Below are 14504 nucleotides of genomic sequence, written 5' to 3' on the forward strand. Positions count from 1 at the left end.
ACAGGGAGTGCAGAGATGATTTCACTGGAACGATACCTGCAGCGTCGTCAGGCGCTGCTGGCGAAGATGGTGCCTGGCAGCGCAGCGCTGATTTTTGCTGCGCCTGAAGTGACGCGCAGTAACGACACCGAATATCCCTTCCGCCAGAGCAGCGACTTCAGTTATTTCACCGGCTTTAATGAGCCGCAGGCACTGCTGGTGCTGATCAAAAGCGATGAAAATCACAACCACAGCGTGCTGTTTAACCGCGTGCGTGACCCCGCAGCGGAAGTCTGGTCTGGTCGTCGATTGGGTCAGGAGGCCGCGCCCGATAAACTCGGCGTGGATCGCGCCTTACCCTGGACCGATATTGATGAACAGCTGCACCTGCTGCTGAATGGCCTGGATGTGATTTACCATGCGCAGGGCGAATATGCTCACGCAGACACTCTGGTGTTCAGCGCACTGGATAAACTGCGTCGCGGTTTCCGCCAGAATCTTAGCGCGCCCGCCACCGTCACTGACTGGCGTCCATGGGTGCATGAGATGCGCCTGTTTAAAGATGCGGATGAAATTGAGTTGTTACGCCGCGCCGGGAAAATCAGTGCACTGGCGCATACTCGCGCGATGCAAACCTGTCAGCCGGGCATGTTTGAGTATCAGCTGGAAGGGGAGATCCATCACGAATTTACCCGTCACGGCGCGCGTTATCCCTCCTATAACACCATTGTGGGGGCCGGCGAGAACGGCTGCATTCTGCACTACACCGAAAACGAAAGTGAGATGCGCGACGGCGATCTGGTACTGATCGATGCAGGCTGTGAATTCCACGGCTATGCCGGTGATATCACCCGTACCTTCCCGGTTAACGGCCGATTCAGCCCGGCGCAGCGCGCGATTTATGACATCGTTCTGGCTTCGCTGAAGCGATCGCTTGAGATGTTCCGGCCTGGCGTCAGCATTCGCGAAGTGAATGACGAAGTGGTGCGCATTATGATCACCGGTCTGGTGGAGCTGGGTATCCTGGAGGGTGACATCGATACCCTGATCGCCGAAGACGCACATCGCCAGTTCTATATGCATGGCCTGGGCCACTGGCTGGGGCTGGACGTTCACGACGTAGGTCACTACGGCACCCCGAGTCGCGATCGGATTCTGGAGCCGGGCATGGTGTTAACCGTTGAGCCGGGTCTCTATATCGGGCCGGATGCGGATGTACCCGCGCAATATCGCGGCATTGGCATCCGAATCGAAGATGACATTGTGATCACGGAAGAGGGCATTGAGAATCTCACCGACAGCGTCGTGAAAGAAGCCGATGAGATTGAAGCACTGATGGCGGCGGCAAAACAGGCATGACAATTCTGATTGCCGGAGGCGGCATGACCGGGGCGACGCTGGCGCTGGCGATCTCCCATCTCACCCAGGGCACACTGCCGGTAACGCTGATTGAAAGCAGCGAGCCAGGCAGCCGGGCGCATCCCGGTTTCGACGGCCGCGCGATTGCCCTCGCGGCCGGAACCTGCCAGCAACTGGCGGATATCAACCTGTGGCAGCGCATTGCCCGTTGTGCCACGCCGATTACCCATATCCATGTCTCCGATCGCGGTCACGCGGGCTTTGTGTCACTGGCGGCGGCTGATTATGACATTCCGGCGCTGGGGCAGGTTGTCGAGCTGTTTGATGTCGGTCAGCGGCTGTTTGCGGAACTGAAAAAAGCGCCAGGCGTGACGCTGCGCTGTCCTGCACGCGTTACCCAGGCTCACCGAAGCGACCAGCAGGTTGAGGTGACACTGGACAGTGGCGAACAACTCAGCGGCAAGCTGCTGGTGGCCGCGGATGGCACGCGCTCTGCCCTGGCCGCCTCGTGCGGTATTCAGTGGCAAAGAGACGACTATCAGCAGCTCGCGGTAATTGCCAATGTCTCCACTGCGCTGCCCCATCAGGGCCGCGCTTTCGAGCGTTTCACCGAGCATGGCCCGCTGGCGCTACTGCCGATGTCTGGCAACCGTCTCTCGCTGGTCTGGTGTCATCCGCTTTCGCAGCGCGAACGCATTGAGCAGTGGAGCGAGGCTGAATTCCTGAGTCAGCTGCAGCGTGCCTTTGGCTGGCGACTGGGCAAATTTACTCACACGGGTCAGCGAGAATACTACCCGCTGGCGCTGCACCGGGCGATGTCGCCGGTGACGCACCGTGTGGCGGTGGTGGGTAATGCTGCACAGACGCTGCATCCCATTGCCGGGCAGGGTTTCAATCTTGGCCTGCGCGATGTGATGTCGCTGGCTGAAACGCTGGCAGCCGCCCATCGTCATCAGCAGGATGCCGGCAGCTATGCCGTGCTGCATCATTATCAGCAGCGTCGTCAGCCCGATCGCGCCGCCACTATCGGCATCACCGACGGACTGGTGCGCGTTTTTGCAAACCAGTATGGTCCACTGGTGGCAGGACGTAACCTGGGCCTGCTGGCAATGGATCATCTGCCGTGGCTACGAAATCAACTGGCTGAGCGTACGCTTGGCTGGGTTAAGCGTTAATAAAGAGGCTCAGATGCAAACTTTTGATGTGGTGATCGCCGGTGGCGGTATGGTGGGGCTGGCGGTGGCCTGCGGCTTGCAGGGCAGCGGACTGCGCATCGCCGTGCTGGAAAAATCGCCGGAGCCACCGCTGGCGCTGAGTGCGTCACCGTCGATTCGCGTGTCGGCGATAAACGCCGCCAGCGAACGGCTGCTGCAGAAGCTGGATGTCTGGTCGACCATTCTTTCGCTGCGCTGCCGCGCATATCACGGCATGGAAGTGTGGGATAAGGACAGCTTCGGCTCCATCGCTTTTGATGATGAGCAGCAGGGCTTGTCACATCTGGGCCATATCGTCGAAAACCCGGTGATTCACACTGCGCTCTGGCAACGTGCCAGCTCCTGCAGCGACGTGACGATAATGGCACCTTCGCAGTTACAGCAGGTGGCATTTGGTGACAACGAAGCCTTTGTTACGCTGCAGGATGGCAGTATGTTAAGCGCGCGATTACTGATTGCCGCTGACGGTGCTAACTCCTGGCTGCGCAACAAAGCCGATATTCCGCTGACTTTCTGGGATTACGATCACCGTGCGTTAGTGGCTAACGTCCGCACTGAGAAGCCGCACGACGCTGTGGCCCGCCAGGTGTTCCACGGCGACGGTATTCTGGCTTTCCTGCCGATGCAGGATCCGCATCTGAGCTCCATCGTCTGGTCGCTCTCGCCACAGGAAGCGAGCCGTCTGGAAACCATGCCGGAAGCGCTGTTCAATCAGCAGCTCTCAGTGGCGTTTGATATGCGCCTCGGCCTGTGTCAGCTGGAAAGCGAGCGCAAATCGTTCCCGCTGGTAGCGCGCTATGCCCGCAACTTTGCGGCACACCGTCTGGCGCTGGTGGGCGATGCGGCTCACACCATTCATCCGCTGGCGGGGCAGGGCGTAAACCTTGGCTTTATGGATGCCGCCGAGTTGATTGGCGAGATTCGCCGCCTGCATCAGCAGGGCAAAGATATTGGTCAGCACCTCTATCTGCGTCGCTACGAGCGCAGCCGTAAACACAGCGCCGCAATGATGCTGGCTGGCATGCAGGGCTTCCGGGAGATGTTCGCTGGCAATAATCCGGCGAAAAAACTGCTGCGTGACGTCGGTCTGAAACTGGCTGATCGTCTGCCAGGGGTAAAACCTATGATGCTGAAGCAGGCGATGGGCCTGAATGATTTGCCCGCCTGGCTTCGCTAAATTCTCGCCTTTTGATAAGCCAGCGTCTGCTGGCTTTTTTTATGTCTGAATCCCTCTGCACCACCAAAAGGCAATGCTGCACCAGTTCGGGTCTTCGTTTGATTTATTCTAATTTTGCTAGCAATTTCGCATTACTTTTTCTCATTCATCTCTTCGCGGGCAGCGGGATTTTTTTAACATCCTGAACGCCTTGCCGCATAAATTTGCTGTGTATATTTAAAGTCCCTGCATTTATTGCGCGATTAATCACAAAATTGCAGTTTTTTATCCTGTCACAGGCTGTTTCTGGTTAGGCTGTGCATTTGCGTTCGACCCCGGTTTGCTTATGGTTAATCGTCAGATTCGGTGGTAACGTCAGTCGTAAGAGAACGTTTGCGTCGGCACTCAATTCCGGCGCAATTTTGCCCTCACTCGCTTCTGCACAGGATGGTTATGACTCAGCAAACACCTCTGTTTGAACAGCATCAGGCCTGCGGTGCCCGCATGGTGGATTTTCATGGCTGGATGATGCCATTGCACTATGGCTCCCAGATGGATGAACATCATGTGGTGCGCACTGACGCCGGGATGTTTGATGTCTCTCACATGACCATCGTCGACCTGACAGGACCGCGTACCCGCGAATTCCTGCGCTATCTGCTGGCGAATGATGTGGCAAAACTGACGCAGCCAGGCAAAGCGCTTTACACCGGGATGCTGAATGCATCGGGTGGCGTCATTGACGATTTGATTGTTTACTTTATGAGCGAATCGTTCTTCCGGCTGGTGGTGAACTCCGCGACCCGTGAAAACGATCTCGCCTGGATCACGCAACATGCGCAGGGTTATGGCATTACGCTGACGGAACGCGATGACCTGGCGCTGATTGCTGTGCAGGGTCCGCAGGCGCAGCAGAAAGCGCAGACGCTGTTCAGCGAGGAGCAGCGTCAGGCTGTGGCTGGCATGAAGCCGTTTTTTGGTGTGCAGTCAGGTGACCTGTTTATCGCGACCACCGGTTACACCGGCGAAGCAGGATATGAAATTGCGATGCCCGCCGGTGAGGCAGCCGATTTCTGGCAGCGCCTGCTGGCAGCTGGCGTAAAACCTGCCGGACTGGGCGCACGCGACACACTGCGCCTGGAAGCCGGAATGAATCTTTATGGTCAGGAGATGGACGAAGGCGTTTCACCGCTGGCCGCCAACATGGGCTGGACGGTGTGCTGGGAACCTTCTGACCGCGATTTCATTGGCCGGGAAGCGCTGGAACTGCAGCGTGAACGCGGCACAGAAAAGCTGGTGGGGCTGATTCTCACAGAAAAAGGGGTGCTGCGTAACGGCCAGCCGGTGCGTTTCACCGATGACCAGGGGCAGCCACAGGAGGGGATCATCACCAGTGGTTCTTTCTCACCGACGCTGGGTTGCAGCATCGCCCTGGCGCGCGTACCGGCCTCGGTCGGCAGCACCGCCATCGTTGAGATCCGTAACCGCCAGATGCCCGTCCAGGTTACCCGTCCCGTTTTTGTCCGCGCCGGTAAACCGGTCGCTCAGTAAATTTTATTCAGGAGAAATGGCCAATGAGCAATGTGCCGAATACGTTGAAGTACCGCGACAGCCATGAATGGGTGCGCAAAGAAGCCGATGGCAGCTACACCGTGGGTATTACTGAACATGCGCAGGAGTTACTGGGCGACATGGTATTTGTCGATCTGCCTGAAGTGGGCGCGACGTTTGCCGCCGGTGAAGAGTGCGCGGTGGCAGAGTCCGTTAAAGCGGCGTCAGATATCTATGCGCCAATTAGCGGTGAGATTGTGGCGGTCAACGATGCCCTGACTGACTCACCGGAGCAGGTCAACAGCGAGCCTTATGACGGCGGCTGGTTATTTAAAATCAAAGCCAGTGACGCGTCTGAAATCGACACGCTGCTGGATGCGGATGCTTATAAAGCCTCCATCGACGAGTAATCGTCAGGCGGCCTCAGACAGAGGCCGCAGATTTCTGTTTGCTCTCCGGTTCCCCCAGCCCGATTCAGGATTTACTGCTAATGACTCAGACTCTCAGCCAGCTTGAACACAACGGTGCATTCATTGAGCGCCATATCGGTCCTTCACCTGAGCAGCAGGCGCAGATGCTTGACGCGATTGGTGCCCGTTCGCTGGACGCGTTAATCAGCACGATTGTGCCGGCAGACATTCAGCTGCCGGGTCCACCCGCCGTTGGCGAAGCCGCGACTGAACAGCAGGCGCTGGCCGAACTGAAAGCCATTGCCAGTCAGAATCTGCGTTACAAATCCTGGATTGGTATGGGATACAGCGCGGTCATCACTCCGCCGGTTATCCTGCGTAATATGCTGGAAAATCCGGGCTGGTACACTGCCTATACCCCGTATCAGCCTGAAGTCTCGCAGGGCCGCCTGGAAGCACTGCTGAACTTCCAGCAGCTGACGCTGGATCTTACCGGCATGGATATTGCGTCCGCCTCTTTGCTGGATGAAGCCACGGCTGCAGCCGAAGCGATGGCGATGGCAAAACGCGTCAGTAAGCTCAAAAACGCCAATAAATTCTTCATTGCCGACGATATTCATCCTCAGACGCTGGATGTGGTCCGGACTCGTGCAGAGACGTTCGGTTTTGAACTGATCATCGACAGCGCCGACAAGGCCGCGGATCACGACGACCTGTTTGGTGTGCTGCTGCAACAGGTGGGAACGACGGGCAACGCGCACGATTACAGCGCGCTGATTGCCGGGCTGAAAGCACGCAAAGTCGTGGTCAGCGTGGCGGCAGACTTTATGTCGCTGGTTTTACTGGAAGCGCCAGGCAGGCAGGGCGCAGACATTGTCTTTGGTTCCGCTCAGCGTTTCGGCGTGCCGATGGGTTACGGCGGTCCGCACGCTGCCTTCTTCGCCAGCCGCGACGAGCATAAACGCTCTATGCCAGGCCGCATCATCGGTGTATCACGTGATGCCGCAGGCAACACAGCACTGCGCATGGCGATGCAGACCCGTGAACAACATATCCGTCGTGAAAAGGCTAATTCCAACATCTGTACGTCGCAGGTGCTGCTGGCAAACATTGCGGGTCTCTATGCGGTTTTCCACGGCCCGGCTGGTCTGAAACGTATTGCCTCACGCATTCACCGCTTCACCAGCATCCTGGCAGCCGGACTGCAGCAGGGCGGCCTGAAACTGCGCCATCAGCACTGGTTCGATACGCTGACGGTGGAAGTGGCGGATAAAGCCGCTGTGCTGAACCGCGCTTTGAGCTTTGGCGTTAACCTGCGCAGCGACATCCATAATGCCGTTGGCATCACGCTGGATGAAACCACCTGCCGCGAAGATATTCTGGCGCTGTTTGCTATTCTGCTGGGTGATGAACATGGCCAGGATCTGGAAAAACTCGACAGCGAAGTCGCCAGTGAAAGCCACGCGATTCCTGCGGGCCTGCAGCGTCACAGCGAGATCCTGACCCATCCGGTGTTCAACCGTCATCACAGCGAAACCGAGATGATGCGCTATATGCACAGCCTGGAGAAAAAGGATCTGGCGCTGAATCAGGCGATGATCCCGCTCGGATCCTGCACCATGAAGCTCAACGCTGCCGCTGAGATGATCCCGATCACCTGGCCGGAGTTTGCTGAGCTGCATCCATTCTGCCCGGCTGAACAGGCTACCGGCTATCTGCAGATGATCGGCCAGCTGTCGCAGTGGCTGGTGCAGCTCACCGGCTATGATGCACTCTGCATGCAGCCTAACTCTGGCGCGCAGGGGGAATATGCCGGGCTGCTGGCGATCCGCCGCTATCACGAAAGTCGCGGCGAGGGCGATCGTCATCTCTGTCTGATCCCGAGTTCGGCACACGGTACGAACCCGGCCTCAGCCCAGATGGCGGGCATGGATGTGGTCGTGGTCGCGTGCGACAAACAGGGCAACATCGACCTTGGCGACCTGCGTGAAAAGGCAGCGCAGGCGGGCGACAAACTTTCCTGCATCATGGTAACTTATCCCTCCACACACGGTGTCTATGAAGAGACCATCCGTGAAGTGTGCCAGATCGTGCATCAGTATGGCGGTCAGGTGTATCTGGATGGCGCGAACATGAATGCGCAGGTCGGCATCACCACGCCAGGCTACATCGGCGCAGATGTCTCGCACCTCAATCTGCACAAAACCTTCTGCATTCCGCACGGCGGCGGCGGTCCGGGTATGGGACCGATTGGCGTGAAAGCGCACCTGGCTCCGTTTGTTCCGGGGCACAGCGTGGTGCAAATCGACGGTGTATTGACGCAGCAGGGCGCGGTCTCCGCAGCGCCGTTTGGCAGTGCCTCTATTCTGCCGATCAGCTGGATGTATATTCGCATGATGGGCGCCGAAGGGCTGAAACAGGCCAGTTCGGTCGCGATTCTGAATGCTAACTATATTGCCAGCCGCCTGCAGTCTGCTTATCCGGTGCTCTATACCGGCCGCGATGGCCGTGTGGCGCACGAATGTATTCTCGACATCCGTCCGCTGAAAGAGCAGACCGGCATCAGTGAGCTGGATATTGCTAAGCGCCTGATCGATTATGGATTCCACGCGCCGACCATGTCCTTCCCCGTGGCGGGCACGCTGATGGTGGAGCCGACCGAGTCAGAGAGTAAAATCGAACTGGATCGCTTTATTGACGCAATGCTGGCGATCCGTATGGAAATTGACCGGGTGGCGGCAGGGGAATGGCCGCTGGACGATAACCCACTGGTTAATGCGCCGCATACCCAGCTGGAAATCGTCAGTGAGTGGTCACATCCTTACAGCCGTGAACTGGCGGTCTTCCCGGCAGGCAGCCATAACAAATACTGGCCGACCGTAAAACGTCTGGATGATGTGTTTGGCGACCGCAATCTGTTCTGCTCCTGCGTGCCGATGAGCGATTATCAGTAATCTCCCTACGGGCAAGCGTTAATCATCAGGGGCCGATTCGTCGGCCCTTTGTTATGGAGAATCAACATGAAACTGGCACTGGTTACGGGTGGCAGCCGCGGTATCGGGCGGGCCACGTCACTGTTACTGGCAGCCCGGGGTTATCGGGTTGCAGTGAACTATCGTCAGCGCGAGGCCGAAGCGCAACAGCTGGTGGCACAGATCCAGCAGCAGGGCGGTGAAGCCTTTGCGGTTCAGGCGGATATCAGTGATGAAGCGCAGGTGATGGCGATGTTTGCGCAGCTCGACAAGCACTCTATGCCGCTGGCGTTGCTGGTGAACAACGCCGGGATTCTGTTTCAGCAATGCCGCACCGAACAGCTTGAGGCGGCGCGACTGCAAAAGGTCTTTGCGACCAACGTCATCGGATCCTTTCTCTGCTGTCGTGAGGCGGTTAAGCGGATGGGCACGCATCACGGCGGTCAGGGCGGCGCGATTGTAAACGTCTCGTCGGCCGCATCGCGTACCGGTGCGCCTGGCGAATATGTAGATTACGCCGCCTCAAAAGGGGCGATGGATACGCTGACCAAAGGATTGTCGCTGGAAGTGGCGCAGCAGGGGATTCGGGTCAATGGCGTACGTCCGGGATTTATCTATACAGAGATGCATGCCGATGGTGGAGAGCCGGGCAGGGTAGACAGACTTGCCAGCGCGATTCCGATGGGGCGCGGCGGTGAGGCAGAAGAGGTAGCGGAAGCGATTGTCTGGCTGGCCAGCGATGCGGCCTCATACGTCACCGGCAGCATCATTGACGCTGCCGGTGGTCGTTAACTCACTTCGTAGCTTATGCGGCTTCAGGAATCAGAGGTTTTCGCCGTTGCTGGCGATAACCTGCTGATACCAGCTGAAGCTTTTCTTCTTCGCACGAGAAAAGTCGCCGCTGCCATCATCGTTTTTATTCACATGAATAAAGCCGTAGCGCTTATCGTACTGGCCGGTGGTAAAAGAGACACAATCCAGGCAACCCCATGGTGTGTAGCCCATTAAATCCACACCATCATACGCTACGGCTTTCTTCATCTCTTCGATGTGCGCACGCAGGTAGTCGATGCGGTAATCATCTTCAATCAGGCCGTCAGCGCCGGGCTTATCGATCGCACCAAAGCCGTTTTCGACAATAAACAGCGGCTTCTGGTAACGCTCATACATCTCGTTCATGGCATAACGCAGGCCGACCGGATCGATCTGCCAGCCCCAGTCTGACGCTTTCACATGCGGGTTTTTCACCACACCTTCAAAGCCGGTGATGGGATCGTCAACGCCGCTGGCATCGCTCTTCACGGCGTTGCTCATGTAGTAGCTGAAACCGACATAGTCTGCACAGCCCTGGCGCAGCGTCTCAGCATCGTCCGCTTCCATCTGAATGTCATAACCTTTACGTGCCCACTCCCTGAGCGTGTAGGCTGGATAGTAGCCACGCATCTGCACGTCACTGAACACATAGCGCTGATGCATCGACTCCTGCGCCAGCACCACATCGTCCGGGTGGCAGGAGAACGGGTAGACAGGGACCATGGCGATCATGCAGCCAATCTGGAAGTCAGGATTGATGTCGTGACCGAGCTTCACCACTTTAGCGCTGGCAACAAACTGGTGGTGCATGACCTGATACATTGCCTGTTCAGGTTTCTCATGCTCGGTAAAGATCACACCTGAACAGCAGTAACCAAACAGCGGATACTGCCAGTTGCGCTGGTTGTTGATCTCGTTAAAGGTCATCCAGTATTTCACTTTGTTCTTATAGCGGTTCAGCACCACTTCGCTGAAGCGCACAAAGAAGTCGACCACTTTGCGGTTGTGCCAGCCGCCATACTCTTTGACCAGGTGATAAGGCATTTCGAAGTGCGAAAGCGTGATGACTGGTTCAATGCCATACTTCAGCAGTTCATCAAACAGATCGTCATAGAATTGCAGGCCCGCTTCATTAGGCTGCTGCTCATCTCCATTGGGGAAGATGCGGGTCCAGGCAATGGAGGTGCGGAAGCATTTAAAGCCCATCTCGGCAAACAGCGCGATATCCTGTTTATAATGAGAATAAAACTCCACGCCTTTGTGGTTCGGGTAGAAATGACCAGGCTGTACGCCGTCGGTGATCACGCGGTCAACGCCGTGTGAACCGCCGGTCAGCACGTCAGCAATGCTGACGCCTTTGCCGCCCTGATCCCAGCCACCTTCAACCTGATGCGCCGCGACCGCACCGCCCCAAAGAAAGCCTTTTGGTAACTGCAATTCTGCACTCATGCTTTACTCCATTACGGATATTGAAATTGAGCTGAGTGTAGCAAGGCAATATTGAAAGTCACGATATAACAGCGCGCCTGGAATTACGTTTGTTACATCCAAAAAACAGGCTGTTTTATTTCCCCAGCTGGCGGCCTATTGCTTCAATAATATAGGTCACCGGCACCTGAGTGGTAATGTCAGAATTGTCGGCCATGCGAATAATCGGCACGTGATAGCAGAGGTTAAAATCACCAATCTTCGCCAGAGAGCAGCTTTCTGTATTCGTTATCGCAATGATTTTGCACTTCTTCAGGCTGAACTGACTGGCAATGCGCAGGATCTCTTCCGTTTCGCCGGAGACCGATAAAATAATGGCGACGGCATTTTCATACAGATCAGTGCTGACCGGATAGTAGGGGTCGTCAATGGCGTGACTGAATTTACCGAGGTTAGAGAAAAACCGCGCGCCATATTTTGCCAGACTGCCGGAGGTGCCGACGCCAATAAAGAAAACCCGATCCGCCTGATTAATTTTCTGCGCAGCCTGCGTGATGAGCTGTTCAAACTCCGGGTTATTAATACTTTTGAAAAAACTCAGCATTTCACTGACGCCCGCCGTGTTGAGCAGCGGTGCACGCTGTTGTTCGCTTAAGCGCAGGCGGATGCGGAACTCTGACCAGCCTTCACAATCCATCTTGCGGCAGAAGCGCAGCACGGTGGTGGTGGAGACGGCAGCCTGCTCAGCCAGCTCGCGAATCGTCATATAGCTGACGCCCTCGCGGTGCTTAATGATGAATTGATAGACCTGCATTTCCAGATCGTTAAGGCGGGCGAGATCGCGATGCGAAAACATGAATGACTCATTAAACAGTTGACCGATGGTCAGTTTACCAGATTCAGTACGTGGTTTAAGGGATAGTGAATTTCTGTGAGCATTTTTAGCGTACACGTGTACACTGAAAAAATTATTGGGTAGGCTGGGTAACAGTGACTACTGCTATGGCGCTGTTCAGGAAACTAATATGACCACCACACTCTCTCAAAAACATCGACCCTCTGCGGGCTATTCCATTACCGAGGAGATTGCCAACAGTATCAGTCACGGTCTTGGCTGCCTGTCTGGCATCGTCGGGCTGGTGCTGATGCTCCATCAGGCCACTGAGAGGCAGGCTGACACCATCACCTTTATCAGCTACAGCCTCTATGGCGGCAGCATGATTTTGCTGTTTCTGGCCTCAACGCTCTATCACGCAATCCCGGATGGGCCCGCCAGACCCTGGCTGAAAAAGCTCGATCACTGTGCCATCTATCTGCTGATTGCGGGGACCTATACGCCATTTCTGCTGGTCGGATTGAGGACGCCGCTGGCGTATGGCTTAATGGGGGTGATCTGGGGGCTGGCGCTGGCGGGTATTGTGTTCAAGCTCACGATTGCACATCGCTTTAAAGCGCTGTCGCTGGTGACCTATCTCTGCATGGGGTGGCTGTCGCTGATTGTGGTTTATCAGCTGGCGATGATCCTGCCGCCGGGCTGCATCTGGCTGCTGGCCGCAGGCGGAATTATCTATTCGCTTGGGGTGATTTTCTATGTGGCACGCCGCATTCCCTTTAACCACGCCATCTGGCATTTGTTTGTGCTGGGCGGCAGTCTCTGCCACTTCTGCGCCATCTATTTTTATGTGCGCTGAGTAGATTGCGGCATGGCCCTTCCGTTAATGAAAGGGCCATGCGGTTACATCACTCTTCAGCCAGCGAGTAGGGCAGCGGCTGAATGGTCAGATGCCCGCCTTCGTCACCTTCAACCCGCAGCACGCTGTCCGGCTCCAGATCGTTATTCAGCACCACCTGAATCCAGCTGATTCCATCATCTAACTGCACCGCAGCCAGCACGCTTCCGGTACGACGCCAGCGCTCACCCATCTGTAACTCCAGCGGAGCATTGGCTTCGGGCAGATGACTTGCCTGACCCGCCAGCCAGTAGAGCGCGCGTTTATTGGCACCGCGATATTTCGCTCTGGCGACCATCTCCTGACCGGCATAGCAGCCCTTTTTGAAGCTGATAGCATCCAGCGCCTGCAGGTTGGTGGCCTGAGGAATAAACTGCACACTGGTGGCCGGATCGATTACCGGAATGCCCGCTTCAATGTCCAGCGCCAGCCACTGCTGACTGTCATTAAACTGAGCATCGTCATTAAGCTTCTGTTTCAGCGCTTCTGCCTGTGACAGCGAAGTGACAATCAGAAAACGTTCGGCGGGTTGGGCAAACCACAGCAGCGTGGTTTCTCCCTGCTGCACGACCGGTTTCTCACTGTCGGGCAGGCTATCAAACAGATTCGCCAGCGCGGCGCGGGCCTGAAAACCGGCCAGGCCCAGCAACACGGACTCATCGTCAGCAGCCATCGTCACTTTCGAAAACACCGCGTATTTTTTTAACTCAGTCAGCTGGGTGTCGCGCAGTTCACGGCGGATCACATAGACATAGCCTTCGCCGCGATGGAACAGGCGCATATTGCTCCACATTTTGCCTTTGGCATCGCAGTGTGCGGCGGGCGAATGGTGGTCTGCATCCAGCGCCGCGACATCCAGCGTTAGCTGACCCTGCAGGTAAGCGGTACTGTCAGCACCGGTAACGGAAACCAGCGCCCAGCTATCCAGAGACATCAGGGTTAATGGCAGGCGAGACGACGCGGCAGGCTGGCGCGGCGGTAAAGTAAAAGTGGGCATGGAGATATCCTGTATTAGAAGGTTCATCCGGAACATTGTCTTCAATGTTAAAAGAGCCGACTGGCAATGCAACCTGTTTACGGAAAACGGCGCACAAAAGGCGTGATAACCCTGAAAAGCTACAATCTGAAATGTGGCAGGTTGCACAGCCTGCGACGCTGCGCCTGCGAGCTGCATTAAACCAGGTTACACTAGCGGCCACGTTGTGAATTGTGGAAATTGATGCATGGATATTAATGATAAATCACGTATTCAGTGGGCTTGCCGTCGCGGCATGCTGGAACTGGATGTGGCTATTATGCCGTTCTTCAAATTTGAGTATGACACGCTTAATGACACTGATAAGCAGGTCTTTGTTAACCTGCTGAAGAGTGACGATCCCGACCTGTTTAACTGGCTGATGAATCACGGTGAGCCAAAAGATCCAGAGCTTAAGCGGATGGTGAATTTGATCCAGCAGCGTAACCATGATCGCGGCCCCGTGGCAATGTAAGCTGCAGCCCTCCCGCCTGGCGTGCGGATGTCTGTGCGCCTGGCTGGTGGCAGCCGTGACTGGGGTCGTGTTGATGACGCTGCCGGTGGGCGGCTGGCTGATTAAAGTGCCGGTTATTCTGTTGTTGCTGGCTGAAGGCTGGTGCAGCTTCCGACGATTGCGTCAGCGGCACGGTGAGTTACAGCGGGAAGGCGGTCATTGCTGGATCTGGCAGGGAAAACGCTGGCGACCGACCCAGCCGCTGCGCTGGTTACCGATTGGCGTCTTGCTGGTGGCCAGGAGTGAAAAGGGCGCTACGCTACGATGGTGGCTGATGCGGGACAATATGCAGCCCGGCGAATGGCGAGCATTACGCGCCTGCTGTTTCAGCAAAGTGCGGCATTAACGGCAACAGGGCAGACT

Annotated in this window: 13 protein-coding genes; 10 read left to right on the top strand and 3 right to left on the bottom strand. The window is 56.3% G+C overall.

Translation table 11 applies throughout. The features are described 5' to 3' along the window. Window positions 1–15 precede the first annotated feature (15 nt). From pepP to KTJ90_RS03765, 7 genes are all read left to right on the top strand, one after another. Complete coding sequence (gene pepP, locus KTJ90_RS03735; RefSeq protein ID WP_499025934.1) at window positions 16–1338, top strand: Xaa-Pro aminopeptidase; 1323 nt, start codon at window positions 16–18, stop codon at window positions 1336–1338. Beyond that, window positions 1335–2513, top strand: coding sequence for a 2-octaprenyl-6-methoxyphenyl hydroxylase (ubiH, locus tag KTJ90_RS03740; protein WP_499025935.1), 1179 nt, complete (start codon window positions 1335–1337; stop codon window positions 2511–2513). Before pepP ends, ubiH begins: the two co-directional genes overlap by 4 nt. A 13-nt stretch (window positions 2514–2526) precedes the next feature. Continuing rightward, window positions 2527–3729 (top strand): FAD-dependent 2-octaprenylphenol hydroxylase, encoded by a 1203-nt coding sequence (gene ubiI / locus KTJ90_RS03745; protein WP_140034084.1) that lies wholly within the window; start codon window positions 2527–2529, stop codon window positions 3727–3729. Between the two features lie 432 nt (window positions 3730–4161). Beyond that, window positions 4162–5259, top strand: coding sequence for a glycine cleavage system aminomethyltransferase GcvT (gene gcvT, locus KTJ90_RS03750; protein ID WP_039660737.1), 1098 nt, complete (start codon window positions 4162–4164; stop codon window positions 5257–5259). A 23-nt stretch (window positions 5260–5282) separates the two neighbouring features. Then, on the top strand, window positions 5283–5669 hold the full coding sequence (gene gcvH / locus KTJ90_RS03755) for a glycine cleavage system protein GcvH (protein WP_003852867.1): 387 nt from the start codon (window positions 5283–5285) through the stop codon (window positions 5667–5669). An 80-nt stretch (window positions 5670–5749) separates the two neighbouring features. Beyond that, the gene (gene gcvP, locus KTJ90_RS03760; RefSeq protein WP_003852869.1) at window positions 5750–8623 is read left to right on the top strand and encodes an aminomethyl-transferring glycine dehydrogenase; all 2874 of its coding nucleotides are present in this window, start codon (window positions 5750–5752) and stop codon (window positions 8621–8623) included. Between the two features lie 66 nt (window positions 8624–8689). Continuing rightward, window positions 8690–9433 carry an SDR family oxidoreductase gene (locus KTJ90_RS03765; RefSeq protein WP_039660739.1) on the top strand — a complete coding sequence of 248 codons (744 nt, stop codon included), beginning with the start codon at window positions 8690–8692 and terminating at the stop codon, window positions 9431–9433. Window positions 9434–9463: 30 nt separating this feature from the next. Here the strand turns inward: KTJ90_RS03765 and KTJ90_RS03770 are convergent, their stop codons facing one another. Both KTJ90_RS03770 and KTJ90_RS03775 read right to left on the bottom strand, forming a co-directional pair. Beyond that, window positions 9464–10903: a 6-phospho-beta-glucosidase gene (locus KTJ90_RS03770; protein ID WP_003852873.1), complete on the bottom strand. Its 1440-nt coding sequence runs from the start codon at window positions 10901–10903 to the stop codon at window positions 9464–9466. 115 nt (window positions 10904–11018) lie between these two features. Then, entirely contained in the window at window positions 11019–11738 is a 720-nt protein-coding gene (locus KTJ90_RS03775; protein WP_003852874.1) for a MurR/RpiR family transcriptional regulator, read from the bottom strand. A gap of 169 nt (window positions 11739–11907) precedes the next feature. Here KTJ90_RS03775 and trhA point away from each other — a divergent pair, with 169 nt between their 5' ends. Beyond that, a complete protein-coding gene (gene trhA, locus KTJ90_RS03780; RefSeq protein ID WP_008925671.1) occupies window positions 11908–12573 on the top strand; it encodes a PAQR family membrane homeostasis protein TrhA in 666 nt (221 codons plus the stop codon). A 49-nt stretch (window positions 12574–12622) separates the two neighbouring features. Here trhA and ygfZ read toward each other — a convergent pair whose 3' ends face one another. Further along, window positions 12623–13609, bottom strand: coding sequence for a tRNA-modifying protein YgfZ (ygfZ, locus tag KTJ90_RS03785; RefSeq protein WP_003852879.1), 987 nt, complete (start codon window positions 13607–13609; stop codon window positions 12623–12625). A gap of 226 nt (window positions 13610–13835) precedes the next feature. Between ygfZ and sdhE the strand changes: the two genes are divergently transcribed. Together sdhE and KTJ90_RS03795 are read left to right on the top strand one after the other, a co-directional pair. Further along, on the top strand, window positions 13836–14102 hold the full coding sequence (sdhE, locus tag KTJ90_RS03790; protein ID WP_003852881.1) for an FAD assembly factor SdhE: 267 nt from the start codon (window positions 13836–13838) through the stop codon (window positions 14100–14102). Then, window positions 14077–14487 (top strand): protein YgfX, encoded by a 411-nt coding sequence (locus tag KTJ90_RS03795; RefSeq protein ID WP_182630100.1) that lies wholly within the window; start codon window positions 14077–14079, stop codon window positions 14485–14487. Before sdhE ends, KTJ90_RS03795 begins: the two co-directional genes overlap by 26 nt. The last annotated feature ends 17 nt before the right edge of the window (window positions 14488–14504 follow it).

Source organism: Pantoea jilinensis (genome assembly GCF_019104105.1).
Classification (GTDB): Bacteria; Pseudomonadota; Gammaproteobacteria; order Enterobacterales; family Enterobacteriaceae; genus Pantoea; species Pantoea eucalypti.

Coding starts and splice junctions, on each gene's coding strand:
- pepP (WP_499025934.1), top strand. CDS start 16: ATGATTTCACTGGAACGATACCTGCAGCGTCGTCAGGCGCTGCTGGCG.
- ubiH (WP_499025935.1), top strand. CDS start 1,335: ATGACAATTCTGATTGCCGGAGGCGGCATGACCGGGGCGACGCTGGCG.
- ubiI (WP_140034084.1), top strand. CDS start 2,527: ATGCAAACTTTTGATGTGGTGATCGCCGGTGGCGGTATGGTGGGGCTG.
- gcvT (WP_039660737.1), top strand. CDS start 4,162: ATGACTCAGCAAACACCTCTGTTTGAACAGCATCAGGCCTGCGGTGCC.
- gcvH (WP_003852867.1), top strand. CDS start 5,283: ATGAGCAATGTGCCGAATACGTTGAAGTACCGCGACAGCCATGAATGG.
- gcvP (WP_003852869.1), top strand. CDS start 5,750: ATGACTCAGACTCTCAGCCAGCTTGAACACAACGGTGCATTCATTGAG.
- KTJ90_RS03765 (WP_039660739.1), top strand. CDS start 8,690: ATGAAACTGGCACTGGTTACGGGTGGCAGCCGCGGTATCGGGCGGGCC.
- KTJ90_RS03770 (WP_003852873.1), bottom strand. CDS start 10,903: ATGAGTGCAGAATTGCAGTTACCAAAAGGCTTTCTTTGGGGCGGTGCG.
- KTJ90_RS03775 (WP_003852874.1), bottom strand. CDS start 11,738: ATGTTTTCGCATCGCGATCTCGCCCGCCTTAACGATCTGGAAATGCAG.
- trhA (WP_008925671.1), top strand. CDS start 11,908: ATGACCACCACACTCTCTCAAAAACATCGACCCTCTGCGGGCTATTCC.
- ygfZ (WP_003852879.1), bottom strand. CDS start 13,609: ATGCCCACTTTTACTTTACCGCCGCGCCAGCCTGCCGCGTCGTCTCGC.
- sdhE (WP_003852881.1), top strand. CDS start 13,836: ATGGATATTAATGATAAATCACGTATTCAGTGGGCTTGCCGTCGCGGC.
- KTJ90_RS03795 (WP_182630100.1), top strand. CDS start 14,077: ATGATCGCGGCCCCGTGGCAATGTAAGCTGCAGCCCTCCCGCCTGGCG.